Genomic DNA, 24,201 nt, shown 5'->3' on the forward strand with positions numbered 1-24,201 from the left:
ACGGCCGCAACTGGGACCAGGCCACCTCCTCCGGCCCCTTCTTCTTCCTGTTCGACTCCATGCGCTCATGGATCCAGTACCAGTGGCAGGTCTTCTCCTTCCACAACGGGCTGGAGACGTCCCATCCGTACATGTCGGAGCCGTGGCAGTGGCCGCTGCTGCTGCGTCCGGTGGCCTTCTTCTACGAGGGCAAGCAGAACGTGTGCGGGGCCAAGGACTGCTCGGAGGCGGTGCTCGGCGTGGGCACGCCGGTGATCTGGTTCGGCGCGCTGGCCGCGCTGGTGGCCCTGATCGCCTGGTACGTCTCCTCGCGCGACTGGCGGGCCGGGGCGGTGCTGCTGGCGTACGCGATGGGCTGGCTGCCCTGGTTCTACTTCGCCATCTCCGAGAACCGCACGATGTTCCTGTTCTACGCGATCCCCATGGTGCCGTTCATGATCCTGGCGCTGACGTTGTGCGCCGGGTTGCTCATCGGGCCCGCCACGCCGACGGAGAGCGGGGCCATGCCGATGCGCCGCACGCTGGGGGCCGCGGTGGTCGGCGCGTACGCGCTGCTGGCACTGATCAACTTCTGGTGGTTGCACCCGATCCTGTCCGCCGAAGTGATCCCGTACACCGAGTGGAAGGCCCGGATGCTGTTCGACAAACGATGGATCTGACCCGCTCACTGTAGGTAAACATCGGTTTCGTAGGGTAGTCGCTGTGCAAGACCCAATACGCACCGCATTCGGTCATCGTCATAGCTGGGTTCGATACGGCAAACTTCGAGGCATGAGTGCACCGGATGTCACCGCCCTTCTCGCCGAGTTGGAGCGATCTCAGCCGGACCTGGCCGAGGAGGCCAGGACCGCCGTCGAATGGTTGACGGGTGGGGAACCGCTGGAGACGGTGACCCAGCTCGACGTCTGCGAGTTCCTCTGGTACACGCTTCCGATCAAGGTGGGCCCGCTCCGGCCCGGAGGCGACCACGAACGCCTGTCCCGCTCACTGGCACGGCTGCTGCAACTCGGCGGCATGGAACGTTACGCCGCCCTGTGCGTGTCCCCCACCACGGCGCAGATCCTGCGCACCTATGCCCAGGAGGGCGAGGACGCCGGCACCAGCGCCTACCAGAAGGCCCTGGAGGCCACGGGCGTGCTCCCGCCCGACGTGCCCGAGCTGCAGTGGAGCATGATCATGGGCCCCGAGGAGCTGGGCGCGCACGTGGCCTGCTCCGCGGCGCTCGAACTGGCGATCGTCGCCGGCGACGACGTCGACCGCGGCGCGCTCACCCGCCGCTGGCTCACCGAGCCCCGCGCCGAGCTGGGCGGCGACAGCTGGCTCAACCGCGTGCACGGCGAACGGCTCAACCGCTGGGTGCTCGGCCGCGGCCCGGCCAGGCGGGAGCTGGCGCAGCCGTTCGAGGTGCGCCTGCACGCGCCGGTGACGCCGCAACCCCTGCCCGCCCTGCGCAAACTGCTGTCCCTGGCCGCCTCCGAGGGCAGCCTGCCGCTCCGGCTGGCCCCCTCGCCCGCGGCGCTGCGGCTGCGTGAGCTGGCCGAGCGCGAGCTCGGCGCGATCAGCCGCGACGGCGCCCGGCTGGCCATCACCGACTACGGCCGGCACCTGCTGGGCTCGCCGGAGGCCATGTGGGAGGCGGTCACCCGGCTGCTGCTGGCCAGGGGCGAGCACGAGTTCGAGGTCTCGGCCCGCGAGGCCACGCTCATGCTGCTGGCCGACGGCGTCCTGATGTCCCCCGCCCAGCTGCGCGAACGGGTGGCCGATGTGGTGGGCGGCGAGGGCTGGCACCCGGCCACGAGCCTCGACGACGTCACCGCGCCGGTCGCCGACCTGGTCTCCCAGCTCACCGCGCTGGGCCTGGCCTACAGCGACGACCTGGTCGTCCGGATGGACCGGCCCGGCCAGTACGCGGCCCTGGCCGCGCTGCGCGCCCACGCCCTGCGCCCGCGCAAGTACGTCAGCTCTGGCTGACGGCCTTCACGGCCTGCTTGAACTCGGGGCACTCGACCAGCGGGTCGTGCTCGCACACGGCCGCGTGGCGCAGGCTGTCGCGCAGCCGGGTGAGCTGCCGCACCCGCTGGTCGACCTCGCGTTCCTTGGCGGCCATGCGCTCACGCAGCCGCGTGTCCGCCGGCCGGGCGCGCAGGAACTCGGCGATCTCCGACAGCGTGAACCCGGCGTCGCGGGCGCAGGTGATCAGCGCCAGCCGGTCGAGCGTCTCGGGCAGGTAGACGCGGCGCAGGCCGTTGCGGCCCTCGGCCTCGATGAGCCCCTTGCGCTCGTAGAAGCGCAGCGCGGACGCGGCCAGCCCGGTACGCCTGGCCACCTCGCCAATGTCGATCAACGTGTCCCGCATGCCCCGGCTCCTCGACTTGAACCACCCTTCAAGCCGGATATTAGCGGAGACCCCCTGAAGAATGATTACGCAGCGTAGTTACGATGGACACATGGAGCTCTTTCCGGCCATGCCACTCGAAGAGTGGGCCGACACCAAGGAGACCTTCCACCGCTTCGCGCAGATCGTCGGGAAAATCCGGCTGACGGTGAGTAACCGGCGTAACCATTGGTGGCAGGTGCCGTTCCATCTGACCGGGCGCGGCCTGACGACGCGTCCCATGGGCGGGCTCGGCGAGCAGCCGCTGTTCTGCGTGGACTTCGACCTCGTCCGCCACCGCCTGGTGATCGACGTGCTGGACGGCCGCAGCGCGGAGTTCAGCATGATCGGGCTGTCGGTGGCCGCGTTCCAGTCCCGGCTCTTCCAGACGCTGGCCGACCTGGGGATCCGGCCGGAGATCTGGGCGGTGCCGTACGACCTGGACGACGAGACGCCGTTCGCCGAGGACACCCGCCACGCGCACTACGACCCGGTCCTGATCAACCGCTACTGGCGGATCCTGTCGCAGGTGGCGCAGCTGCTCGACCGGTTCGCCGCGGACTTCGGCGGCAAGGTCAGCCCGGTGCACCACTTCTGGCACACGTTCGACATCGCGGTCACCCTCTTCACCGGACGCCCGGCCGACGTGCCGGAGGAGGCCGACCCGGTCACCCGCGAGGCGTACAGCCGGGAGGTGATCAGCGCCGGGTTCTGGTTCGGCGACAAGGAACGGCCCTGGCCGGCGTTCTACTCCTACACCGCGCCGGAGCCGAAGGGGCTGGAGCGGGAGCCGCTGCTGCCCGAGCAGGCCGAGTGGTTGCCCGCGCGCGGCAGCCATCTGGCCGTGCTGCGCTACGACGACGTGCGCGCCATGGGCGATCCGGTGGCGAGCGTGCTGGAGTTCCTGCAGAGCGCCTACCAGGCCGGGGCCAAGCTGACCCACCTGGACGTCGAGGAGCTGGCCTGCCCCGGCGGCATCACCGACCCGTACTACGTGAAGAACCGCCCGGCCTGAACGACGCGAAAGCCCGCCCTCCGGAGAGGGCGGGCTTCCACGTGTGCGTGTACCGGTGTGCAGGTCGCCTCTCGGCGAAAGGCACAACGCGGCTCCAGCCGAACGGTAGTCCGCGAAGGCAATAGGTGAGGCCCGGGGACACTGGACACACCGGCCACGGTCTATGTAACGGGGGTTCCCCCAGGAACATTCCCCGCGTTCCCCCCGATTCCGCTCAGGTCCGGACGGCGGCCGACTGCCGGGCCGTCAGCCCGCTCTCGCGGACCAGCAGCAGGACGGCGAAGGCCAGCAGGCCCGCGACACCGCCGGTCCAGGCCACGGTGGAGCCCACGGCCGCCGCACTGACCTGCGCGCCGATGAGCGACTGGGCGCAGGCCAGGCCGAAGGAGCCGCCGAGCTGCTTCGACAACGCCGAACCCGCGGTGGCCGCGCCCATGTCGGCGTGCGGGACGCTGCCCTGCGTGGCGATGGTGAGCCCGCCCATGGCCGGGCCCGTGCCGAGCCCCACGAGCAGCAGCCAGACCCCGACCAGGTACGGCGAGGTGCCCGGCCCGAGCGCGGCGAAGGCGAGCGTGCCGGCGGTGACCAGCGCGGCCCCGGTCAGCAGCACCGGCTTGGTACGGCCGGACCGCAGCACGAGGACGGCCGTCAGCCGGTTCCCGGCGATCATGCCCACCAGCATCGGGAGCAGCAGCAGGCCGGACACCGTGGCCGAGTAGGCGCGTACGTGCTGGAGGTACAGCGGCAGCAGCACGCCCGCGGGCAGCCCCGCCACCTGGAAGAAGAACCCGCCCGCGAGCAGCGCCGCGTACGTGCGGCGGCGCATCAGCCGCGGCGGCAGCACCGGCGTGTCCGCCCGCCGCTCGACGGGGACGAGCGCGACCAGCAGCGCCACCCCGCCGAGCAGCGAGCCGAGCACGGCAGGGTCGCTCCAGCCGCGGCCGGTGTTGCCCTTGAGGCTCAGGCCGATCAGCACCAGCGACAGGCCCGCGGTGAGCAGCGCGATCCCGGCCGCGTCGAGCCTGCCCGAGGTGCGCGGCGGACGCCGGTCGGGCAGCAGCAGCGCGATCAGCGCGGCCGCGAGCGCCCCGGCGGGCAGGTTGACCAGGAACGCCCAGCGCCAGCCCGCGTGGTCGGCCAGCAGGCCCCCGACCAGCGGCCCGCCGACCATGCCGACGATCATCATGGCGGCCAGCAGGGTCTGCATGCGGATCAGGCCCTCGCTCCGGTGCGGCGGATGGAGATCGCGGATCAGGGCCATGCCCAGGGTGAGCAGCGCCCCCGCGCCGACCCCCTGGACGGCCCTGCTGACGATCAGGACCTCCATCGAGCCGGCGAGCCCGCAGGCCAGGGAGCCGGCCAGGAAGATCGCGAGGCCGGAGAGGAGGAGACGGCGGCGGCCGTACAGGTCGGAGAAGCGGCCGTAGATCGGGACGCTCACCGACGAGGTGAGCAGGTAGGCGGTGATCAGCCAGACGTACCAGGAGGTGGTGCCGCCGACCTGCGCGACGATGCGCGGGAGCGCGGTGCCGACGACGGTGCCGTCGAGCATGCCCAGGAAGGCGCAGCCGAGTAAGGCGAAGGTGACCGCCGTGCGGCGGCGGGGCGCGAGGTCCTCGTAGAGGTCGGTCAAGGGCGTTCGCCCGCCCCGAGCGCGCCGTTCAGGAACAGGTCCACCAGCTCTTCCGAGCCCAGCGGGGACGGGCCGCGGCCGGCCGCCATCACCAGGAACTGGAACGCCTCGGCCAGGCGCTCGGGGGCCAGCCTGAGCCGGTCGCGCTCGGGCTCGAACAGCCCGGCCAGGGCCTCGCGGGAGGCCGCCATCGACTCCTCCCGCCCGGACCCGGGCCGCCCGCCCCCTTCGGCGGCGCGAGGCTCGCCTCCCGGTGCCGGACGGGCCTCGTCTCCGGGTGCCGGGCGGCGCAGGCCGCCCGTGGTGGCGAGGGCGCCCGCGACCGCGCCCATCCTGGCGAGGTAGCCGCGCAGCGCCTCGGCGGCCTCCACCAGCCGGTCGGCCAGCGGCAGGTCGAGGGAGATCGCGGACACGTGGGCGAGGGTGTCGTCGGGGCGCAGCGCCTCGGCCATGCAGGCGGCGAGCAGCGCCTCCTTGTCGCCGAAGGCGCGGAAGATCGTGCCCTCGCCGATGCCGGCCGCGCGGGCGACCTGGGCGGTGGTCACGGAGGTGCCGTACTCCACCACCAGGGGGAGGGCGGCCTTCACGATCATCTCGCGGCGTCGTTCGGGGCTCATCGCCGGCGCTCTCCGCCGGCTCGTCTCGTTCGTCATACTGACGAGGGTACGGAGTGAGTACTCACTCCGTCAAGGGCACGTGCGTCGCCGTGGCACCATCGAAGGCGTGCCTTTCGCCATGACGACGGGCGGCGTCAAGCTGTCCTACCAGGTCCGCGGCAGCGGTCCCGCGCTCGTGCTGCTCCAGGGCCAGGCCAACGACCACCGCTGGTGGGACCCGGTCCGCGACGACTTCGATCGCGCCCACCGCACGATCACCCTCGACTACCGCGGCACCGGCGACAGCGACAAGCCCGACGAGCCCTACACCACCCGCGGGTTCGCCGAAGACGTGCTGGCCGTGCTCGACGAGCTGGGCGTCGCCCGCGCCGACGTCTACGGCACGTCGATGGGCGGCCGGGTGGCCCAGTGGCTGGCCGCCGACCATCCCGGCCGGGTCGGGGCGCTCGTGCTCGGCTGCACCTCTCCCGGCGGCGTCCACGGCCTCGAACGCGGCGCCGACGTGCGCAGGGCGCTCGCGCAACCCGACCGGGCCGCCGCCGCGCGGGCGCTGCTGGAGCTGATGTACACGCCGGGCTGGCTGGCCACGCATCCGGGGCCGTACCGGACGGTGGGCGATCCGGGCATGCCCGCCCACGCGCGCCGCCGCCACCTGGCCGCCAGCGCCGGGCACGACGCCTGGGCCGTGCTGCCCGCCATCGCCGCGCCGACGCTGGTCGTGCACGGCACCGACGACGTGTTCAACCCGGCCGCCAACGCCCCGCTGCTGGCCGGGCGCATCCCGGGGGCGGAGCTGCGGCTCATCGAGGGGGCGCGGCACGCCTACTTCGAGGAGTTCCGCGAGGTGGCGAGCCCGCTGGTGCTGGAGTTCCTGGCGCGCTCGCGCGGGTGAGCCGGGCGGCCAGCCCCTGAAGGTGGGCGACGAGCTCGGGCGGCTCGTGCGCCTCGAACTCGCAGCCGAGCGTGATCAGCCGGAAGGCCAGCCAGTCCAGGGTGTCGGCGGAAGCGCGCAGGAGGCAGGTGTCCGCGTCCAGCGGGGTGAGCTCGCCGGGGATCGCGCGGGCCACGACCTCGGCGGGCGCGTGCAGGGTCACCACCGCCTCGTACGTGGGCACGCCCGAGTAGAGCTTGGCGGCGACGTACGCGGCGGGGTCCGCCGGCTCGGTCGTGGTGATCCGGGCCCCCGTGGCCCGTACGTCGTCCATGCGGTCGACGCGGAACAGCCGCCGGTCGTCCCGGTCGTGGTCGTGGGCCAGCAGGTACCAGCGCCGCCCGGCGGCCACCAGCCGGTACGGGTCCACCAGCCGGGCACTCCGCGCGCCGTCGCCCGCCAGGTACCGAAAGCGCACCCGTTCGCGGTTGGCGACGGCCATGGCCAGCGTCGTGAGCCGGCCCGGATCGACGTCGAACCCCTCGGCGCCGGGCAGCGGGACCGTCGCGGCGCCGAGCGAGGCCACCCGGTGGCGCAGCCGGGACGGCAGCACCTGCTCTAGCTTGGCCAGCGCGCGCACCGACGCCTCCTCGATGCCCTGCACGGGATGCCGGGCCGCGGTCACCAGGCCCACGGCGATGGCGACGGCCTCCTCGTCGTCCAGCAGCAGCGGCGGCATGGCCGCGCCCGCGACCAGCCGGTAGCCCCCGTCGGCGCCCATGGTGGCGACCACCGGGTAGCCGAGGTCGCGCAGCCGCTCGACGTCGCGCCGGACCGTGCGGCGGCTGACCCCGAGCCGCTCGGCCAGCTCGCCGCCCGGCCATTCGCGCGGGGTCTGGAGCAGCGACAGCAGGCTCAGCAACCGCAAGGACGTCATGGTTCAAGGATGCCCCCCATGTAGGACCGGATCTGACCTACTGGCCTCCTAATGTCGTCTCGACACACCGATCGAGGAGGCACATCATGACCGTCAACCCCATCCCCGAGGGCTACACCACCGTGACGCCGTGGATCATCTCGCGGGACACGGCCGGGCTGATCGACTGGCTCAAGGCCGCCTTCGCCGCCGTCGAGCTGGGCCGGATGACCGGCCCGGACGGCGACGTCCAGCACGCCGAGGTGCGGATCGGGGACGCCGTGGTGATGATGTTCGACGCCCGGCCCGAATGGCCCGCGACGCCCGGCTTCCTCCGCCTGTACGTGCCCGACGCGGAAGCCGTCCACCGCCGCGCGGTCGAGGCGGGCGGCACGTCCGTCACCGACGTCACGCACCTGTTCTTCGGCGACCTCGTCGGCCGGGTGCGCGACCCCTGGGGCAACCTGTGGTGGATCCAGACCCACGTCGAGGACGTCTCCGCCGAGGAGGCGGAGCGCCGCCTGGCCGACCCCGGGTTCGTCAAGGCGATGGAATACGTCCAGGGCGCGGAATTCTTCCCCGGGCGGTGAGCGCGGCGATGGCCGGCAGCGGGAAGAGCAGCAGGTAGAGGTTGGGGATCCACCAGGCGGGCGAGAAGTCGCCGCGCAGCGTCCAGAACGCGATCGCCATCAGCCCCGAGGCCGCCGTCAGCACCAGCGACACCAGCATCAGCGGCTCGCCCGCGGGCGAACGCCGGCGCAGCAGCCACAGGCTGGTCAGGCCGGTGGCGCTGGCCAGGAGGTCGATCCAGAGGAACGACCAGTTCCAGTCGGCCATCAGCGGATCGGCATAGTCGGCGAAGGCCCACTCGGGCGGGATCAGGCCGAGGCCGGTGATCGTGAAGTAGGCCACGAAGCCGACATCCGTCAGCACCATCAACGCCTTAGTCGCGCGCAGCACGGTCGATGGCCTCCATCAGGTAGCGGCGGGTGGGCTCGTGCAGGCCGGGGCCGGGTTCGCCGAGGCCGAGCAGGCGGGCGGCCCACCAGCCGTCCACCGCCAGCCGGACGGCGGTCGCGGCGGCCGGGTCGATGCCGTCGTCGGCCAGCCGGGCCTGCCAGGCGGCGAACCGCTCGCGCAGCGGCTCCAGCCCGGCCGGATCGACCAGCACGCCCGCCAGGAGCGCGACGGTGACCCGGTCGGCCGGGACGGAGGCGGTGTGCCGTTCGGGGATCGTGGCCCGCACGTACGCCCGCAGGAAGTCGCCCGGCCGGCCGCCCGCCGCCGCCAGCGCCTGGTCGAAGGCGTCGGTCAACCGCGCGACCATGGCGGCGACCAGGGCCTGCTTGGTCGGGAAGTGGTAGAACAGGCCGCCTTTGGAGACGCCCGCCCGCCGGGCGACCGCCTCCAGCGTCAGCGACTCCGCGCCCTCCGTCAGCAGCACGTCGGCGGCGGCGTCGAGCAGCCGGTCCTTGGAACTGGGTCGTGGCATGGCCATTACTGTACCGGCTGACCGGTATAGTTTCGAGCCGTTCCGTCCCGCGCATAACGTCATCCGACATCCGCACCCAGCCGATCGGAGCAAGCCCATGGATCATGTCGCGCACTTCCACCGAGAGGTGCGGGCGTTCGAGGCGGCCGCGCGGCGGGCGACCGCGTCGGGTGGCGCGCCCCTCGTGCCGTCCTGTCCCGGGTGGTCGGTCGCCGACCTGGTCATCCACCTCGGCGCGGTGCACCGGCACGTGCACGCCGTCATCGACGAGCGCCTTCCCGGGCTGCCCGACCCCGCCGACGTCGCCGTCCTCGGCCTGCCGGCGGACTTCGGCGACTGGCCCCATCCCGACCGCGCGCCCAACACCGGGCCGGTGCCCCCGGCCGTGCTCGACTGGTTCGCCGAGGGCGCCGCGCGGCTCGGAGCGCGCTTCTCCGCCGCCTCCCCCGACGACCCCGCCTGGACGTGGTCCGCCGAGCAGACCGTCGGGTTCTGGCAGCGCATGCAGGCCATCGAGGCGGCCGTCCACCGCTGGGACGCCGAGAACGCGCTCGGCACGGCCGCCCCGATCGACGCCGCGTTCGCCGCCGACGCCGTCACCCAGGTCTTCGAGGTGATGGCCCCGGCCCGCCGGTCCTGGACGCAGGCCCCGCCCGGCGCGGGCGAGCGCTACCTGTTCCGCCAGAGCGACGGGCCGGGGGTGTGGGCGGTGTGCTTCGACGGCGACGAGGTCCGGCTCACCGGCGACTCGAAGGCCGCGGTGGAGCTTGCCGGAACGGCCTCCGACCTGCTGCTGCACCTGTGGCACCGGCTGCCCGCCGACCGGCTCGACGTCCGCGGCGACCTGGCCCTGCTCGACCGTTACTTCACGCTCGTCCCGCCGGTGTGAGCCTGCCGCGGCCTCACGCCTCCCCGTCGAGGCGCTCGACCACCACCCCGCCCGGATGCAGCGGCAGGCGACGCCCGGACACCCGGTGCAACGGCAGCCGGACGAGCACCGGATCGGCCAGCTCCGGCCAGGGCGCGCCGGTCAGCCGCTCCAGCCGCCCGGCCTCCTCCCGATCCCGGACGACCTCCGCGACGCCGGTCACCAGCACGCTCCACCCGGTGCGCATGGCCGGCTCCATGTCGTCGATCTCGAACGCCATCGGCGCACGGTGCTCGATCGCCTCCAGGATGCGGCCGGGCGGGATCCGGAACACGACGGTGTCGGCGTCGAGCGTGAAGTTCACCGGCAGCACGATGATCGTGCCGCCCGGCCGCGCCCACGCCACCCGGCCCACGGGGACCGTGGACAGCAGCGTCAGGCACTCCTCGCGACTCATCGTCCGGATGGCCCCCAGATCCATGCCGTCCATCCTCTCACCTGGGCGGACGCTTCCTCTCGGCAGGCTCGCGGGCGGTGGCGAGCATGGAGTCGAGCGCCTTCCGCGAAGCCGCCAGGCGGCTGATCTCGCCGCTGATGCGGGCGCGCTCGCGGTTGAGGTTGTCCATCATCTCGGGGCAGGAGGAGGGCACCATGTCGGCGCCGTCGTCGTGGACGCAGTGCAGCACCCTGGTGATGACCGACGTGGGCAGCCCGGCTTCGAGCAGCGCGCGGATGTGGCGCACCTCCGCGACGTCGGTCTCGGCGTACTCGCGGTAGCCGTTCGGCCGGCGCAGCGGTTTGAGCAGGCCCTGGTCCTCGTAGTAGCGCAGCAGCCTGCGGCTCACTCCGGTCTGCCGGGCGAGATCGCCGATTCGCATGGAACCTCCGGGTTGACCTTCACATGGATGTGACCCTTTATCGTCCCCATTGTCGCCACTACAGATGGGAGATGAAGGTGTCCGGAGCAGTGATCATCGCAGCGGGGCCGGGGATCGGGCAGGCGGTGGCGCGCCGGTTCGCCGCCGAGGGACTGCCGGTCGGCCTGATCGCGCGCAGCGCGCGGACGGTGGAGTCGGCCGCGGCGTCCCTCTCCTCCTACGGGGTGCCGGTCGCCACGGCGGTCGCCGACAGCACCGACGAGGACGCGTTGCGCGCCGCGCTCGACAAGACGGCCGCCGAGCTGGGCCCGCCCGACGTCGTGGTGTACAACGCCGCGATCGTCCAGGCCGACCGGCCCGGGGAGCTGCCGGCGCGGGCCCAGCTCGACGCGTACGCGGTCAACGTCGTCGGGGCGCTCACCGCCGCCGCCCACGTGGCGCCGGGGATGGCCGGGCGCGGCGGCGGCACGTTCATCGTCACCGGCGGCATGCCGCATCCCAAGCCGGACTACGTGAGCCTGTCACTGGGCAAGGCCGGCGTACGGACCCTGGTGACCCTGCTCGACCAGGAGTACGGCGCGGACGGCGTGCACGTGGCCAGCGTCACGGTGGCCGGCGTGGTCGCCCCGGGCACCGCCTTCGACCCCGACGACATCGCCGAGCACTACTGGCGCCTGCACACCCAGCCTCGCGACCAGTGGGAACACGAGGCCCAGCACCTCGGCGCCTGACCCCTCACCAGGCGGCGACCGGCGACTCGCCCTCGCCCGAGCGCTCGCCCGCGTCGATCGGGACCGACGTGGCGGACCCGTCGGCGAGGTCGACCCGGTGCGCCCGCCACCCGTCCGTGTACAGCAGTTGCCCGCCGGTCCCGTCGATGCTGAAGCGAAGGCCCAGCGAGGCTCCCCGCGGCAGGGTCAGCCGCGCCACCACCTGGGGCCGGCCGCCCCCGATCGGCACCCGCTCGACGTCGTGACCGGTGGAGTAGAGCAGGGCGCTCCCGTCGGGAGTGAAGGCCACCGACTGGGGGCTCCACACCGCCCTGTCCAGCCTGACCGGCCGCGACGCGGCGATCAGATCGGTGCCCGCGTTCCCCAGGTCGAGCACGCTGAGGCCCCCTCGGCCCAGCACCGTGGCCACCCGCCGCCCGTCGGGGGCCCAGGCCAGGCCCATGACGGCGGTGCTCTCCCGGGTGACCCAGTCCCGCCGCCGCCCGGTGGCCAGATCGAGGACCGCCACCTTGGTCCCGCCGCCGATGAGCGTGACGGTGTAGGCGAGCCTGGTGCCGTCCTGGCTGAGCGCCATCGCGGTCACCTGGTCGCGCTCGGGTTCCAGATCGGGCACGAGCTCCGGCTCGCCGGGCCGTCCCTTCTCGTCGAGACGGATGCGGAAGAGCCGGAGAGGCGTGTCCAGCCCCGTCCATCCGGCCAGCACGAACGTGCGGTTGTCGGGAGCGGCGGCGACGAGGTGCCAGGACGAGCGCACCCCGGGCGGCAGCGGCACGGCCGCCACGAAGGCGCCCGTCACGGCGTCGTTCACGGCGGGCGGCACCGGCGTGGCGGTTGCCGTCTTGGACGAGTCCGCGAAGGAGAAGATCGGCGTCCGGGCGGTGACGAAGAAGCGCGGCGGCCCGGTCGCCGTCAGGGGCTTGCCCGTCGCCATGGGCTCGGCCAGGGAGGTCGCCGGAACCAACGGCGGCGGCCGGAAGTACGACGGCGAAGGAGTCCCGCCCGGCATCGCCGGGGAGTCCGTGGCGACGCGCGGCATGGCCGGGGCCAGGCTGGACGACGGCGGCGCGGACGGGTCGTTCATCAGGGACACCCGCTGGGTCGCCGGGTCGGCGCAACCGCCGGTCAGCGTGAGCACGATCAGGCCCGCTAAGGCCACCTCCGTACGGGATCGCATGCCTCGATCGTGCCACAGCCGCCGCCTATCCGGCGGGCGGGCCGGCGGCGATCGCCACCCGGTTCCAGACGTTGATGGCGGCGATCGTCCACAGCAGGTGGGCCAGCGCGGTCTCGTCGAAGTGCTCGCGGGCCGCGTCGAACACCTCCTCCGGCACCCCGGCCTCGGCGATCCTGGTCATCGACTCGGTGAGCGCCAGCGCCGCGCGTTCGGGCCCGGTGAACAGGGTGCTGTCGCGCCAGAGGGCGAGGGTGTGCAGGCGTTCGGCGTCCTCGCCCGCCTCCAGGGCGGCGCGGGTGTGCATGCCCAGGCAGACCGCGCAGCCGTTGAGCTGCGAGGCCCGCACCCGGACCAGCTCGGCGAGCGCGGGATCGAGCTCCCGGCTCGCGGCGGCGTCGAAGCGGGCCATCGCGGCGTGCACGCCGGGCGCGGCGCCGTGCAGGTCGATGCGCATCACGCCACCTCCAGGGGACGGCGGCCCTGCACGGAGTAGGTCACGCACGAGGTGGCGCGGAAGTCCGGATGGGCCAGCAGCGCGCGCACGTCGGCGAGCTGCCGGTCGGTCAGGCCCTCCTCGGCGAACCGGTCGCGCAGGTGCCTGGTGTGGTGGGCGACCAGCCGCGCCCCCGGCGAGCGCGCGTCCCACAACTCCACCCGGGGCCTGGGGTCGACGCCGGTCAGCCCGGCCCGCCGCATCGCCGCCGCCGCGTGACGTCCCCAGGCCACGTCCACCCCGGCGCGCGTCATCACGCGGATCTTGGCCTGCATGAACGTCTCGTAGAGCTCGGCCGAGGCCGGGTCGGGCATCAGCAGCCCGGGGCCGTAGGTGATGTCGAACTCGTCGAGCTGCAGCACGCCGCCCGGCCGCAGCGCCCGGACGAGCCGATCCAGCACGGCCAGCCGCTCCGGCAGGAGCAGCAGCACCAGCCGCGCGTGCACCACGTCGAACGCGGCCTCCGGCAGCGGGTCGCGGACGATGTCGTGCCTGACCACCTCCAGCCGTGGGGCCACGGGCTCGAAGGCGGGCTCGATGTCGGTGGCCAGCACGCTCCCGGCCGATCCGACGCGGCGGGCCAGCCACTCCGCCACGCTGCCGCCGCCCGCGCCCACCTCCAGGCACCGCATGCCGGGCCCGACGCCCGCCTCGGCCAGGCGTTCGATGGTCATCGGGTCGTAGGCCAGCTCCAGGCAGCGGTGCTGCTCGGCGACGTGGTCGCGGCGCTCGCCGAACACGTGGGCGGTCCGGCTCATCGGCCGCTCCTCATCGGGCTGCGCGGGACGGGCACCGCCGACTGCGCGGCCAGGCGGGTGAGGGTGGCGGCGCAGACCTTGCCGGTCGGGCCGAGCGGCAGTTCGGGCAGCCAGAGGAACCGTTCGGGGAGTTTGCGCCGGTCCAGGCCGCGTTCCTCGCGCAGGTAGACGATCAGCTCGGCCGGGGACGGCGGTCTCGCGCCGGGCCGCGGCGACACGCAGGCGCACATGCGCTCCCCAAGGTCGTCGTCCGGCACCGGGACGCAGAAGGCGTCGGCGACGTCGGGATGGGCGCTGAGCTCGCGCTCGACCTCGGCCGGGGAGATGCTGAGGCCGCCGCGCATCACGACGCGCTTGATCCGGTCGAGGACCCACAGCGTGCCGTCGGGGTCGAGGCGGCCCAGGTCGCCGGTGCGGACCCAGCCGCCGGGGGCGCGGTAGCGGTCGTCCAGGTCGGGGGCGGCGACGTAGCACAGGGGGGTCATCGGGCCGAGGGCCCAGATCTCGCCCGGCTCGCCCGCCGGCACCGGCTCGCCGTCGGCGTCCCGGATCGTGATCTCGGCGACGGCGGGGTCCGGGGTTCCGGCCAGGCCGGGGGCCCACCGGTCCGGGGCGCGGCCGGTGTGGCAGTTGACGCCGTCGGTGGAGCCGTACACGTTGACGAGCGGCACGCCGAAGCGGCGGGCGCACGCCTGCCTGGCCTCGCCGTGCAGGGGCTGGGCGCTGCTGACGACGCGGCGCAGCGACGACAGGTCGGCCTCGGCCGCCGAGTCGGCCATGCGGCGCAACATCGTCGGGACGCCGTACAGGTGGGTGGGACGGTGCCGCTCGACGGCGCGCAACGCGTCGGCGGCGTCGAAGCGGGCGCGCAGGATCAGCGTGCCGCCGTGCCGGGCCAGCAGGACGGAGGTGCCGCAGGAGCCGTACGAGGAGGCCAGCGAGACCAGCAGCAGGTTGCGCGTGGGCCCGTCCTCGCCCAGCACGGCCCGCAGGTAGGCGCCCCGGCCGCCGGCCATGGCGTTGTGGGAGTAGGCGACCATCTTCGGCTCGGACTCGGTGCCGGAGGAGAGCAGGATCCGGGCGGGCCGCTCGGCGTCCGGGCGCGCGGGCCGCCACGCGCGGACGTCCGGCTCGGCCACCTCGTCGAGCGATCGGGCGCCGGGCGTGGGCGGGCCGAACGTCCACGTCTGCTCCAGGTACGGCAGCCCGGCCCGCAGCCCCAGGGCCAGCTCGGGCACGGTGATCAGCGCGGCCGCCCGGGACCGGTTCAGCAGGCCCGCGATGTCGCGCTGTCCCCGCGTGTGCGGGATGGGCAGGGCCACCGCGCCGACGGCGGCCACCGCCAGCTCGGCCACCACCGCGTCGCGCCCGTTGGGCAGCAGGACGGCGATGATGTCGGCCGTTCCCCGCCCGGCGGCGGCCAGTGCGGCGGCGGCCCGGCGCACGCGGGCGTCCAGCGCGGCGAAGTCGAGCGAGCCGGTCTCGTCGGCGACCGCCGCACGCTCCGGCGTGCGCCGCACGTGCCGGCTGAACAGGCTGTACAGGTCCAGGCCGGGGCACCAGCCGCGGGCGGTCCACGCCGCGCGCACGTCCGCGGGCACGCGGTCGGCCAGGACGATCCCGTTGGCCGACGTCCAGGGCAGGGGGTCGGTACGCATTCAGAGGGCCTCCTCGTGGTGGGGGGCTGGCACGAACGTCCAGGGGGCACGGCTGTAGGCGGCTTGCGGGGTACGGTCGAGCACCCGGTGGAACGCCGGATCGTCGGCCATGGCGGCCAGATCCGTCACGGGCGCGGCCTCCCGGCTCCCCGGCGGCGTCCCGGGCGGGGTGGCGCGCAGCAGGCGGGCCGCGTCGATGAGCGCCGTCCCGGCACGGACGCCGGCGCCGGTGCGGGCGCGCGCCACCAGCGCCGCGACCACGGCTTCCGCGCTGATCAGCGCGCCCAGCACGTCGGTCAGCGTCATCAGGGACGGCGCGGGCTGCTCGCCGGGCCCGGCCAGCCGCGCCGCCACCCCGCTGTAGGCCTGCACCAGGTAGTCGGTGCCCATGGGCTGCGGCGGGGGCAGCGCCTCGGCCCACCCCCCGGCCTGCGCGTACACCAGGGACGGCCGGACGGGTGCGAGATCGTCGTGGTCCAGCCCGTACGAGCAGGCCCGGCCGGGCGGCCAGTTGTGCAGGAACACGTGGGCGCAGGCGATCAGACGCAGGGCGGCCCGGCGTCCGGCGGCGGACTTGAGGTCGGCTTCGAGGGCGCGTTTGCCGCGGTTGAGCGCGAGGAACCGGGCCGAGGTCGGCCCCGCCATCGGCGGCACGCCGCGCAGCGGGTCCCCGCCGGGCGGCTCAAGGCGCACGACGTCCGCGCCGAGCAGGCCGAGCACGTGTCCGGCCAGCGGCCCCTGCACCCGGTTGGTGGACTCCACGACGAGCAGCCCGGCCAGCGGGCCCCGGGCGTCCCGGGCGAGCGGCGGCAGGCCGGCCGGCTCCCCGGCGGCGGCCTCGGCGGCGTCCCCGGCGGCGTCCTCGGTCAGCGCGCGCAGCCGCCACGGCGAGGCGGGCGGGGGCGCCAGCGGCGCGTCCGCGTCCCGTACCGGGAGCACGCTGACGCCGGCGTCCGCGGCGGCCGCCACGACGTCCCGGTATCCGGCGGCGGCGGCCGTCCAGCCAAGCCCGGCCGGCAGCGTGCAGGTCGCCGTCGCGAACCGCTGCTGGAACGGCGGCCAGCCCGCCGCCGCGGCCCTCGGCTCGGCGCCGAGCAGGTCCCAGAACCGCCGCCAGCACTCCGCGTCGAACGTCTCGATCTCGAACCGCACCCCGTCCGCCGACCGGAACGGCGGCACCCGCCCCGCTCCCCGGGACGGCACGCGTCCGGCGGAGAGGGGCGGGTCGAAGCGTTCACAGGTGGCGACGGCGATGTACTGGGTGAGCGCGAGCAGCGCCGCCTGCGCCACGGACGTGCGCGCCGCCAGCGCGGGCCCGCCCCGCAGCAGGGCGAGCAGGACCGCCGTGAGCGCCTGAGCGGTGAGCACCCCCGCGCACACCGACGCGTAGTCCAGGCGCAGCGCCCTCGGCCCGCCGGCGGCCCGCCCGTGCACGTGGGCGATCCCGCAGGCCGCCTGCACGTCGCGCTCGCCCTCCATCGGCACCCCGACCGGCCCCGACCAGCCGATCCCGCACTCCGGCAGCGCCTCCCCCGGCCTGCCGAACGGCGCGGAGGCGACCCCCAGCCATCCGGCGGGCGACCCGTCCGGCGGCGGCGCGCCGTCGAACCGGACCTCGCAGCCCAGCGCGCACAACCGCTGGACGGCCACCCGCAACGCCACCGACTCGCCGCGCGCCCGCACGACCACGCCCGCCAGCGGCCAGGCGACCGCCTCCCGCTCGGCGACGGACCGGCCGGCGGCCCGCGAACCCGGCGTCACGTCCACCGCCCGGTGCCGTACGTGTCGGGGGTCTCGCCCAGCAGCTCGCGCAGCGCCGTCCTGCGGACCTTGCCCGTGCCGGTGCGGGGGACCTGGTCCCAGGTGATCACCACCGGGTCGGCCAGCTCGGGCAGGTCGGCGACGGCCCGCCGCCACGCGTCGCGGTCGAGGCCGCCGTCCTCGGTGACCACGACCGGCAGGGACGGCCGTCCGGGAACGCCCAGGATCACGCACTCCAGCACTTCGGGCAGCCGGTCGTCGATCACGTCCTCCAGCTCCACGCAGCTCGCGCCGGGGATCGTGTCGGTCTCCCGGTCCACGAACCGCACCCGGCCGGTACGGCTGAGCGTCCCGACGTCCCCGGTGTGCCACCACCCTCCGAGCCGTTTGCCCTGCCACCGTTCCTGCTCGCCGACGTACCCGAGGCACAGGGCCTTGGTGCGGCAGACCACGAGCCCGCTCGCGCCGCGCGGCAGCGGACGCAACGTCTCGCGGTCCACCACCCGCAGCCGGGTCCGCGTGGGCACCGGACGTCCGAGGTCGCGCGTGGTGGGGTGGCGGCTGTCGCCGTCCGCCATGGACCGGCGGGTGAGCAGGCGGAAGGTCAGCGGCCCGGTCTCGCTCTGCCCCCAGCCCTGCATCCACACCGGCCGCCGGCGCCGGGTGGCGTTCAGGAAGGCGCGCACGGTGGGCGGGTGCACGGCGTCGAACGTGCTGATGTACAGGCGCACCCGCGCGAACGGGCCGGCCTCGCCGAGCGCTCGCCGCTGCCACCGCACGTACGTGGCCGGCAGCGCCTCCAGCGTCGTGGGCCGGTGCCGGGCCAGGAACGGGCCGGCCTCCTCCCAGCCGGGCGCGGAGACGGCCAGCACCTTGGCGGGGCCGAGCCACAACACGCTCGCGGTCCAGGCCAGGGCCCGCCCGTGGGCGAAGGAGATGGCGCTCGCCACGACGTCGTCGGGACGGCTGCCCAGCACCGGCCACCGGTGGGCCTCGAACCCGGCCAGGCGGCGCAGCAGCGTACGGGTGGAGTGCACGACGAGTTTGGGCACCCCGGTCGTCCCCGAGGTGTGCATGACGGCCAGCGGGTCGTCGAGGGCGGGCCGGTGCACCGGCGGCACGGCCCAGCCGCGGACGTCGTCCAGCGACAGCAGCCCCTTCGCCGTGCCGTCGAGGACCAGGGTGCGCGGCGCGTGGAAGGCCACGCCGGGCCGGGCGGCGAGGGCGGCGTCGGTGACGAGGAGCGCGGGCTCCAGCCGTTTGAGCAGGATCTCCAGCACGTCGGGCGGCAGGTCGGCGGACAGTGTGGCGGGCACCGCCCCGATGCGCGCGGCGGCGCAGGACAGCAGCACGTAGTCCCAGTGGTTGCGCTTGACGACGGCGACCCGGTCACCCCGGCGCGCGCCGGCGGCGGCCAGCCAGCCGGCCGCCTCCCTGACCAGCTCGGCCAGGTCCGGCAGGCCGAGGTCGGTGCCCAGGTGGGGGGCGATGTCCAGGGGACGGCTCACGTGCACGCCGGTCCCGCGTCCGCGTTCGGCGAGGTCGTCGAATAGGGTGCCCAACTCGATGGGCCGGGTGAAGAAGGCCATCTGATTTCTCTCCATGCGCGTACGTCGTTGAAAAACGGGCGGACGGCGGGCGGGCGGCTACGACAGGCGGGCGAGCACCCGCGCGGCGGCCTGTTCCCCCGCCGCGACCGCGCCCTCGCTGCACGGCCGCAGGGCGACCCAGTCGCCGGCGTAGTCGACCGCCGCCCCGGGACGCCCCTCGAACGCCGCTCGCAGCGCCAGCGCCCGCGGCGTCGCCTCCGGCAGCCCGTGCGGGAAGCGGTGCACGTGGAAGCGGGCCACCCGGCCGGCCAGGCCGGGCACGAACCGCTCGGCGCGCCCGACGAGCTGGTCGGCGACCTTCTCGTCGCTCTCCCCCATGAGCGCGGCCGTGCCCTGCGGCGAGGTGATGAGCGAGATGAGCCCGGTACCGGCGGGGGCCCGGCCCGGGTGCTTGTGGTGGTCGACGGTGATCACGTTGAGCACGGGGTCCTCGGCCGCGGGCACGAGCGTGGCGAACCCGCGCCAGCCGGGCGCCGCCGGCCGGGACAGGACGAGGCTGAGCCGCAGCATGGGCGCGTACGTGCACGCCTCCAGGTACGCCCGCTCCTCCGGCGGGGCGCCGGGGTGCAGCCGGGCCGCCACGGGCGCGGGAACGGCCAGGACCGCCGCCCGCGCGCTCACGCTCCCCCGCGGCGACTCCAGCCGCACCCCTCCCGGGCACGGGACCACCCCTGTCACTTCGTGCCCGGTGACCACGTCGAGCCCGGCGGCGAGCACCCTGGCCAGGGTGTCCATGCCGTCTCGGTAGGTGTGCCAGGTGTTCGTGCTCCCGGTGCTCGTCAGGTGCTCGGCGAACACCGCGGCGGACGAACGCCCGGCGTCCCAGCCGAAGAACCCGGCGACCAGCGGCTCGACGAGAAACGCGCGCAGGTCGGGATGGTACTTCCCGACCAGGTCGGCGACGGTGGCCTCCGGGCCCGGACGGCCGCGGGCCAGGCGGAGGCGCAGGCGTACCAGGTCGAGGCGGGCGCGCGGCGGCAGGCCCGCGCCGGTGAGCAGCCCGAGCGGGCGGCCGACGTGCGGGTGGACGCGCCCGTCGCGCCACACGCCGACGGCGTCGCGCACCCTCGGCACGGCCGCCGCGTCGAGGCCGACCGCCCTGATCAGCCGCCAGGTGGCCGGATAGCCGTCCGCGGACGGCAACATCTCGGCGCCGGTGTCGATCAGGCAGCCCCGCGCCCGCAGCGTGCGCATCCGCCCGCCCACCGCCTCGGCCGCCTCCAGGACGCGGACCGCGAGCCCGGCCCGGTCCAGCGCGTACGCCGCCGCCAGGCCGGCCGGTCCGGCGCCCACCACCGCGACGTCCACGTTCATGCCAGGACCAGGTTGGCCAGGATCAGCACGCCGACGGTGACGCGGTGGGTGCGGATCGCCACCCGCCGGGCCCGCAGCACGTCCCCGCGGACGAACCCGATCACCAGCTGGGTGACGCGGAGGGAGACCAGCGGCACGAGCACGCCCAGGAACCACCAGGGCGCGACCCCGGCGGCCACGGCCCACCCGACGACCAGGCTCTCGGCCGCGCTCACCGCGGTGACGAAGGCGGCGTTGACCCGCGGGGACGTCCGCGCCGCGACGGTGAACCGCCCGGCCTCCCGGTCGCCGCGGGCGTCGTTGGTGTTGGAGTACAGGCCGAAGATCATCGGCCCGAGCCCGAAGAGCACCGCCTGCACCGCCACGAACCCGCTCGCCTGCCCGGTCAGCAGCCCGTACGGCACCAGCACCCACCCCACGCCGAGCCCGACGAGGAACAGCTCCTGGAACCCCCGGTAGCTGAGCTTGAGCCCCCACGAGTACTGCACGGCCGCGACCACGCACGCCGCCGCCGTCACGACCACCCACGCGGGCCGGTGGGGAGCGGCGGCCACGACCGCGGCCCAGAGCACGGCGCTGATCGCGGTGGCCGTCCAGGCGAAGCGCAGCGCCTGCCGCTCGGTGAGCGTGCCGGCGACCAGCGGTTTGCGGGCCAGTCTGCGCCGGGCGGCGTCGGAGGAGTAGTTGGCCGCGTCGCTGCCGTCGCGGTGGCCGGTGATGTCGTCGAACCCGACCATCGCGGCCACCACGGCCGCCTCGGCGATCAGCACGGACAGCAGCAGGCCGACGGCGTACGGCTGCCATCGCCCGGCCGGCGGCAGCAGCGACCACACCAGCGGCAGGCCCAGGTAGTAGTCGTAGATGTCGAGCTTGGCCAGCCGCGCGTAGGGGCCGAGGCCGCGGGTGGCCACCTGGTCGGTCATGGGTTCTCCTGCGGGGAGCCGTGGGCGAACGCGCAGACCGCGTCGGCGATCCGTTCGACCTCGGCGTCGGCGAGCCGCGGGTGCAGCGGCAGCGACAGGTTGCGCCGGGCGGCGGACTCGGCCACCGGCCAGGACGCGCCGGGCGGCGCGAAGCGGGCGAAGGCCGGCTGGGCGGGCAGCGTGCGCGGGTAGTAGACGTGGGTGGCGATGTCGTGGGCGGCCAGGTGGGCCGCCAGCGCGTCCCGGTGCTCGGTGAGCACGGTGTAGACGTAGTGGAACCGCCCGTCCCCTCCGACGGGCGGTGCCACGATCCCGCGTTCCGCCAGGGGCTCGAAACGCCGGGAGTAGTAGGAGGCGATCTCGGCCCGGCGCGACAGGCGGTCGTCCAGGCCGGCGAGCCGGTGGAGCTGGAAGGCCGCCATCACCTCGTCGAAGCGGCTGTTGTGGCCGACGCGGCGGTGGTGGAAGCGCCGGGCGCCGTCCTGGCCGTGGTTGCGCAGCATCCGTACGTGCGCCGCCAGGGCCGGGTCGTCGGTGATCACCACCCCGCCCTCCCCCGGCATGCCGAACGTCTTGACCTGCACGAACGAGTAGACGCCCGCGTCCCCCCACCGGCCGGCGGGCCGCCCGCCCAGCGTGCCGCCCTGGGCCAGCGCGGAGTCCTCGACCAGCCGCAGGCCGTGCCGGTCGGCCAGCTCGCGGAAGCGCGGCATGTCGGCCATCACGGAGAACATGTGGGCCGGCATCACCGCCTTGGTCCGCCCGGTGACCAGCGACTCGGCGGCGGCAGGGTCGGCGGTGAGCGTCACGGGGTCGACGTCGGCGAACACCGGCCGCGCCCCCGCGCCGACCACGGTGGCGGCCAGCGGGGCGCAGCCGAAGGCGGGCACCACGACCTCGTCGCCGGGGCCCACGTCCATGGCGGCCAGCACCAGCGTGAGCGCGGACGTGCCGCTGGAGCAGGCCACGACGTCGGCCGCGCCGAGCCGGTGGCGCAGCTCGCGTTCGAACCGGGCGGTGTGCTCGCCCAGGATGAACTTCTGGGCCTCGCCGGTGCCGACGGCGTAGACGGTGCGCAGCAGCGTCGCCCGGTCGGCCTCGAACAGGTCGGCGGCGAAGAACGGCACCCGGCTCATCCGCGCCGCCCTCGGTAGAAGCCCTCGATCTCGTCGCACACGCGGTCGGCCGCGGCGTCGGACAGGTCGGGGTAGAGCGGCAGGGCGAGCGCCCGCTCGCAGGCCGCCTCCGCCCTCGGGAAGTCGCCCCGGACGTGGCCGAGGTGGGCGAAGCAGGGCTGGAGGTGCAGCGGGACCGGGTAGTAGACCTCGGTGCCGATGCCCGCCGCGGCCAGGTGCGCCGCCAGGGCGTCGCGGGACTCGACCTCGACGAGGTAGACGTAGCAGACCCGGTTGCCGCCCGGGTGCGGCGGCGCCGCGCCCGGCACGGCCAGCACGCCGGGCACGTCGCGCAGCCGCGCGTCGTAACGGGTGGCCAGCTCGGACCTGCGGGCGATGTCGGCGTCGAGCCGGGCGAGCTTGGCCAGCAGGACGGCGGCCTGGAGGTCGTCCATCTTGCTGTTGCAGCCGGGCAGGATCGTGGGGTTGGCGATGCCGGGGAAGTGGTCGAGGGTGCGGCCGCCGCGGCCGTGGTGGCGCAGCGCCCGCGCGGTCTCGGCGATGCCGTCGTCGTCGGTGAGCAGTGCTCCGGCGTCGCCGATGGCCCCGAGCGTCTTGGACGGGAAGAACGACAGCACGCCGCCCGCGCCGACGAGCCCGGCGTGCGTGCCGTCGAGGCGCATGCCGATGGCCTCGGCGCTGTCCTCCAGCACGGTCAGGTCGCGCCGCCGGGCGACCTCGCACACGCCCCGCAGGTCGGCCAGGCGGTCGAACAGGTGCGCCGGCATGACCATCGTGGTGCGCGGCCCGGCCACGGCGTCGACGGAGGCCGGGTCGATGCCGTGGCCGTGCTCCTCGATGTCGGCGAAGACCGGCACGCCGCCGGCCAGCACGACGGAGCTGGCGGTCGCGATGAAGCTGTAGGCGGGCACCACGACCTGGTCGCCGGGCCGCAGGCCGGCCGCGCGCAGCAGCAGCACCAGCGCGTCGGTGCCGGAGTTGACGCCGACGACGTGCGCCGCGCCGGTCCACAGGGCGAGCCGGCGTTCGAGCTCGGCGACCTTCGCGCCGTGGGAGAACTTGCCGCGGTCCAGCACGTCGACGCACCCGGCGCGGATCTCCTTCCACAGCCGGTCGAACGTCGCCGCCTGGGAGAAGAAGGGGATGGGAGCGGCGGCGGCGCGGGGCGGCGATCCCCCGGGCGGGGAGAGTGTTTTCTCCAAGGTTCCCGTCCTGATGCGATGGTGGCGGCGGGGCCGCCCGGGGATGCGGCCCGGACGGCCCCTTCTTCGGGCGGAGCCGCCCGGGGACAAGGCCCCCGGACGGCTCCCTCGGCGGAGCCGCCCCGGAGACAGCGGCTCTGGGCGACCCTTCGGCCTGCTCGGGCCTAGGTCACCTGCCGAGCAGAGGGATGTCGTTCTTGCCGAGGTGGTAGTCGCGGACGGCGTCGACCAGCTCGGAGACGGAGAGTCTGCCGGTGCCGTCGGTGTCCATCTGCCGGAAGGCCTCGGCGGCGACCGCGCCGTCGAGCCCGATGGCCGCGAACCACTTGGCCATCTCGGAGGAGTCGACCTCGCCGTCGCCGTCACGGTCGAGGACGTTGACGATGGCCTGGATGGTCGGGCCCACGACCTGGGAGAACCCGTCGTCGCCCCTGCTGATGATCTCGCGCTCGGCGGCCTGGAGGAACTGCGCCTGGTCGAGGCGCGACGCGCCCACCGCCCCCGCGAGGTGGTCGAACATCGCCAGGTACGCCTGCTTCAGCTGATGTGCCTGCGGCGTCCCCTGCACGCCCAGGCCCTCGATGATGCCGTCGGCCTCGTTCTCGAAGTCGGAGCGCTCGATCGCGCCGGAGCCGTCGTTGTCCCAGAGGCGGAAGCGCTCTTCCAGCCGGCTGGTCGTCTTGGTGCCCGCAGCCATTGTCTGTCCTTTCGTGACACGCGCCCGCCCGCCGTGGTGGGGATCATCGGGGGGAAGGACGCGACCTCTAGTGGGCTCGA

At 74.6% G+C, this 24,201-nt stretch carries 25 protein-coding genes and 1 pseudogene; 7 read left to right on the forward strand and 19 right to left on the reverse strand.

All coding sequences use genetic code 11. The features are described from left to right. Positions 1-659: pseudogene (locus tag ACWEJ6_RS41045) on the forward strand (phospholipid carrier-dependent glycosyltransferase); the annotation flags it as partial. Between the two features lie 112 nt (positions 660-771). Further along, on the forward strand, positions 772-1,971 hold the full coding sequence (locus tag ACWEJ6_RS41050) for a hypothetical protein (protein WP_452431015.1): 1,200 nt from the start codon (positions 772-774) through the stop codon (positions 1,969-1,971). Here ACWEJ6_RS41050 and ACWEJ6_RS41055 read toward each other — a convergent pair. Next, a complete protein-coding gene (locus ACWEJ6_RS41055; protein WP_352326258.1) occupies positions 1,958-2,356 on the reverse strand; it encodes a MerR family transcriptional regulator in 399 nt (132 codons plus the stop codon). The two genes, ACWEJ6_RS41050 and ACWEJ6_RS41055, sit on opposite strands and share 14 nt — an antisense overlap. A gap of 91 nt (positions 2,357-2,447) precedes the next feature. Here ACWEJ6_RS41055 and ACWEJ6_RS41060 point away from each other — a divergent pair, with 91 nt between their 5' ends. Then, positions 2,448-3,389, forward strand: coding sequence for a DUF5996 family protein (locus tag ACWEJ6_RS41060; RefSeq protein ID WP_364341228.1), 942 nt, complete (start codon positions 2,448-2,450; stop codon positions 3,387-3,389). A gap of 214 nt (positions 3,390-3,603) precedes the next feature. Here ACWEJ6_RS41060 and ACWEJ6_RS41065 read toward each other — a convergent pair whose 3' ends face one another. Beyond that, a complete protein-coding gene (locus ACWEJ6_RS41065; protein WP_452431017.1) occupies positions 3,604-5,022 on the reverse strand; it encodes an MFS transporter in 1,419 nt (472 codons plus the stop codon). Then, on the reverse strand, positions 5,019-5,675 hold the full coding sequence (locus ACWEJ6_RS41070) for a TetR/AcrR family transcriptional regulator (RefSeq protein WP_452431019.1): 657 nt from the start codon (positions 5,673-5,675) through the stop codon (positions 5,019-5,021). The genes ACWEJ6_RS41065 and ACWEJ6_RS41070 overlap by 4 nt, the downstream gene beginning before the upstream one ends. 70 nt (positions 5,676-5,745) lie before the next feature. Here ACWEJ6_RS41070 and ACWEJ6_RS41075 point away from each other — a divergent pair, with 70 nt between their 5' ends. Then, positions 5,746-6,531 carry an alpha/beta fold hydrolase gene (locus ACWEJ6_RS41075; protein ID WP_452431021.1) on the forward strand — a complete coding sequence of 262 codons (786 nt, stop codon included), beginning with the start codon at positions 5,746-5,748 and terminating at the stop codon, positions 6,529-6,531. On the opposite strand, the gene ACWEJ6_RS41080 is transcribed toward ACWEJ6_RS41075, so the two are convergent. Next, positions 6,440-7,447, reverse strand: a complete 1,008-nt coding sequence (locus tag ACWEJ6_RS41080) for a helix-turn-helix transcriptional regulator (RefSeq protein WP_452431023.1) — start codon at positions 7,445-7,447, stop codon at positions 6,440-6,442. The genes ACWEJ6_RS41075 and ACWEJ6_RS41080 overlap by 92 nt on opposite strands. 86 nt (positions 7,448-7,533) lie before the next feature. Here ACWEJ6_RS41080 and ACWEJ6_RS41085 point away from each other — a divergent pair, with 86 nt between their 5' ends. Then, positions 7,534-8,016, forward strand: a complete 483-nt coding sequence (locus ACWEJ6_RS41085) for a VOC family protein (RefSeq protein ID WP_452431025.1) — start codon at positions 7,534-7,536, stop codon at positions 8,014-8,016. Here the strand turns inward: ACWEJ6_RS41085 and ACWEJ6_RS41090 are convergent. Together ACWEJ6_RS41090 and ACWEJ6_RS41095 are read right to left on the reverse strand one after the other, a co-directional pair. Beyond that, positions 7,967-8,386 (reverse strand): DUF5360 family protein, encoded by a 420-nt coding sequence (locus tag ACWEJ6_RS41090; RefSeq protein ID WP_452431027.1) that lies wholly within the window; start codon positions 8,384-8,386, stop codon positions 7,967-7,969. The two genes, ACWEJ6_RS41085 and ACWEJ6_RS41090, sit on opposite strands and share 50 nt — an antisense overlap. After that, positions 8,370-8,918, reverse strand: coding sequence for a TetR/AcrR family transcriptional regulator (locus ACWEJ6_RS41095; protein ID WP_352326247.1), 549 nt, complete (start codon positions 8,916-8,918; stop codon positions 8,370-8,372). Before ACWEJ6_RS41095 ends, ACWEJ6_RS41090 begins: the two co-directional genes overlap by 17 nt. A 97-nt stretch (positions 8,919-9,015) precedes the next feature. Here ACWEJ6_RS41095 and ACWEJ6_RS41100 point away from each other — a divergent pair, with 97 nt between their 5' ends. Next, complete coding sequence (locus ACWEJ6_RS41100) at positions 9,016-9,807, forward strand: maleylpyruvate isomerase N-terminal domain-containing protein (protein ID WP_452431029.1); 792 nt, start codon at positions 9,016-9,018, stop codon at positions 9,805-9,807. Positions 9,808-9,820: 13 nt separating this feature from the next. Here the strand turns inward: ACWEJ6_RS41100 and ACWEJ6_RS41105 are convergent, their stop codons facing one another. Beyond that, positions 9,821-10,276: a pyridoxamine 5'-phosphate oxidase family protein gene (locus ACWEJ6_RS41105; protein ID WP_452431031.1), complete on the reverse strand. Its 456-nt coding sequence runs from the start codon at positions 10,274-10,276 to the stop codon at positions 9,821-9,823. A 4-nt stretch (positions 10,277-10,280) separates the two neighbouring features. Beyond that, entirely contained in the window at positions 10,281-10,664 is a 384-nt protein-coding gene (locus ACWEJ6_RS41110) for a MerR family transcriptional regulator (protein ID WP_452431033.1), read from the reverse strand. Positions 10,665-10,753: 89 nt separating this feature from the next. Between ACWEJ6_RS41110 and ACWEJ6_RS41115 the strand changes: the two genes are divergently transcribed. Further along, positions 10,754-11,395, forward strand: a complete 642-nt coding sequence (locus ACWEJ6_RS41115; protein WP_452431035.1) for an SDR family NAD(P)-dependent oxidoreductase — start codon at positions 10,754-10,756, stop codon at positions 11,393-11,395. Between the two features lie 4 nt (positions 11,396-11,399). Here ACWEJ6_RS41115 and ACWEJ6_RS41120 read toward each other — a convergent pair whose 3' ends face one another. From ACWEJ6_RS41120 to ACWEJ6_RS41170, 11 genes are all read right to left on the reverse strand, one after another. Continuing rightward, a complete protein-coding gene (locus ACWEJ6_RS41120; protein ID WP_452431037.1) occupies positions 11,400-12,569 on the reverse strand; it encodes a hypothetical protein in 1,170 nt (389 codons plus the stop codon). 25 nt (positions 12,570-12,594) lie between these two features. Then, entirely contained in the window at positions 12,595-13,023 is a 429-nt protein-coding gene (locus tag ACWEJ6_RS41125) for a carboxymuconolactone decarboxylase family protein (RefSeq protein WP_452431039.1), read from the reverse strand. Continuing rightward, positions 13,023-13,820: a class I SAM-dependent methyltransferase gene (locus ACWEJ6_RS41130; RefSeq protein ID WP_452431040.1), complete on the reverse strand. Its 798-nt coding sequence runs from the start codon at positions 13,818-13,820 to the stop codon at positions 13,023-13,025. Before ACWEJ6_RS41130 ends, ACWEJ6_RS41125 begins: the two co-directional genes overlap by 1 nt. Beyond that, positions 13,817-15,478 carry a class I adenylate-forming enzyme family protein gene (locus ACWEJ6_RS41135; protein ID WP_452431042.1) on the reverse strand — a complete coding sequence of 554 codons (1,662 nt, stop codon included), beginning with the start codon at positions 15,476-15,478 and terminating at the stop codon, positions 13,817-13,819. The genes ACWEJ6_RS41130 and ACWEJ6_RS41135 overlap by 4 nt, the downstream gene beginning before the upstream one ends. After that, positions 15,479-17,245 (reverse strand): CoA transferase, encoded by a 1,767-nt coding sequence (locus ACWEJ6_RS41140; RefSeq protein ID WP_452431044.1) that lies wholly within the window; start codon positions 17,243-17,245, stop codon positions 15,479-15,481. Next, positions 17,236-18,843: an AMP-binding protein gene (locus ACWEJ6_RS41145; RefSeq protein ID WP_452431046.1), complete on the reverse strand. Its 1,608-nt coding sequence runs from the start codon at positions 18,841-18,843 to the stop codon at positions 17,236-17,238. The genes ACWEJ6_RS41140 and ACWEJ6_RS41145 overlap by 10 nt, the downstream gene beginning before the upstream one ends. Positions 18,844-18,885: 42 nt before the next feature. Further along, positions 18,886-20,163 carry a protoporphyrinogen/coproporphyrinogen oxidase gene (locus ACWEJ6_RS41150; RefSeq protein WP_452431047.1) on the reverse strand — a complete coding sequence of 426 codons (1,278 nt, stop codon included), beginning with the start codon at positions 20,161-20,163 and terminating at the stop codon, positions 18,886-18,888. Beyond that, positions 20,160-21,086, reverse strand: coding sequence for a UbiA family prenyltransferase (locus tag ACWEJ6_RS41155; protein WP_452431048.1), 927 nt, complete (start codon positions 21,084-21,086; stop codon positions 20,160-20,162). The genes ACWEJ6_RS41150 and ACWEJ6_RS41155 overlap by 4 nt, the downstream gene beginning before the upstream one ends. Then, the gene (locus tag ACWEJ6_RS41160) at positions 21,083-22,222 is read right to left on the reverse strand and encodes a DegT/DnrJ/EryC1/StrS family aminotransferase (RefSeq protein WP_452431049.1); all 1,140 of its coding nucleotides are present in this window, start codon (positions 22,220-22,222) and stop codon (positions 21,083-21,085) included. Before ACWEJ6_RS41160 ends, ACWEJ6_RS41155 begins: the two co-directional genes overlap by 4 nt. Next, complete coding sequence (locus ACWEJ6_RS41165; protein WP_358300924.1) at positions 22,219-23,424, reverse strand: DegT/DnrJ/EryC1/StrS family aminotransferase; 1,206 nt, start codon at positions 23,422-23,424, stop codon at positions 22,219-22,221. The genes ACWEJ6_RS41160 and ACWEJ6_RS41165 overlap by 4 nt, the downstream gene beginning before the upstream one ends. A 169-nt stretch (positions 23,425-23,593) precedes the next feature. Next, the gene (locus ACWEJ6_RS41170; RefSeq protein ID WP_452431050.1) at positions 23,594-24,121 is read right to left on the reverse strand and encodes an EF-hand domain-containing protein; all 528 of its coding nucleotides are present in this window, start codon (positions 24,119-24,121) and stop codon (positions 23,594-23,596) included. Positions 24,122-24,201: the final 80 nt, after the last annotated feature.

This window comes from Nonomuraea sp. NPDC004702, assembly GCF_053601695.1.

Bases quoted from the DNA above. Each gene is read 5' to 3' on its own strand.
- ACWEJ6_RS41110 (WP_452431033.1), bottom strand. From the start codon at position 10,664: ATGCGAATCGGCGATCTCGCCCGGCAGACCGGAGTGAGCCGCAGGCTG.
- ACWEJ6_RS41145 (WP_452431046.1), bottom strand. From the start codon at position 18,843: ATGGAGAGAAATCAGATGGCCTTCTTCACCCGGCCCATCGAGTTGGGC.
- ACWEJ6_RS41135 (WP_452431042.1), bottom strand. From the start codon at position 15,478: ATGCGTACCGACCCCCTGCCCTGGACGTCGGCCAACGGGATCGTCCTG.
- ACWEJ6_RS41130 (WP_452431040.1), bottom strand. From the start codon at position 13,820: ATGAGCCGGACCGCCCACGTGTTCGGCGAGCGCCGCGACCACGTCGCC.
- ACWEJ6_RS41080 (WP_452431023.1), bottom strand. From the start codon at position 7,447: ATGACGTCCTTGCGGTTGCTGAGCCTGCTGTCGCTGCTCCAGACCCCG.
- ACWEJ6_RS41150 (WP_452431047.1), bottom strand. From the start codon at position 20,163: ATGAACGTGGACGTCGCGGTGGTGGGCGCCGGACCGGCCGGCCTGGCG.
- ACWEJ6_RS41120 (WP_452431037.1), bottom strand. From the start codon at position 12,569: ATGCGATCCCGTACGGAGGTGGCCTTAGCGGGCCTGATCGTGCTCACG.
- ACWEJ6_RS41055 (WP_352326258.1), bottom strand. From the start codon at position 2,356: ATGCGGGACACGTTGATCGACATTGGCGAGGTGGCCAGGCGTACCGGG.
- ACWEJ6_RS41100 (WP_452431029.1), top strand. From the start codon at position 9,016: ATGGATCATGTCGCGCACTTCCACCGAGAGGTGCGGGCGTTCGAGGCG.
- ACWEJ6_RS41085 (WP_452431025.1), top strand. From the start codon at position 7,534: ATGACCGTCAACCCCATCCCCGAGGGCTACACCACCGTGACGCCGTGG.
- ACWEJ6_RS41070 (WP_452431019.1), bottom strand. From the start codon at position 5,675: ATGACGAACGAGACGAGCCGGCGGAGAGCGCCGGCGATGAGCCCCGAA.
- ACWEJ6_RS41170 (WP_452431050.1), bottom strand. From the start codon at position 24,121: ATGGCTGCGGGCACCAAGACGACCAGCCGGCTGGAAGAGCGCTTCCGC.
- ACWEJ6_RS41160 (WP_452431049.1), bottom strand. From the start codon at position 22,222: ATGAGCCGGGTGCCGTTCTTCGCCGCCGACCTGTTCGAGGCCGACCGG.
- ACWEJ6_RS41155 (WP_452431048.1), bottom strand. From the start codon at position 21,086: ATGACCGACCAGGTGGCCACCCGCGGCCTCGGCCCCTACGCGCGGCTG.
- ACWEJ6_RS41105 (WP_452431031.1), bottom strand. From the start codon at position 10,276: ATGGACGGCATGGATCTGGGGGCCATCCGGACGATGAGTCGCGAGGAG.
- ACWEJ6_RS41060 (WP_364341228.1), top strand. From the start codon at position 2,448: ATGGAGCTCTTTCCGGCCATGCCACTCGAAGAGTGGGCCGACACCAAG.
- ACWEJ6_RS41125 (WP_452431039.1), bottom strand. From the start codon at position 13,023: ATGCGCATCGACCTGCACGGCGCCGCGCCCGGCGTGCACGCCGCGATG.
- ACWEJ6_RS41095 (WP_352326247.1), bottom strand. From the start codon at position 8,918: ATGCCACGACCCAGTTCCAAGGACCGGCTGCTCGACGCCGCCGCCGAC.
- ACWEJ6_RS41050 (WP_452431015.1), top strand. From the start codon at position 772: ATGAGTGCACCGGATGTCACCGCCCTTCTCGCCGAGTTGGAGCGATCT.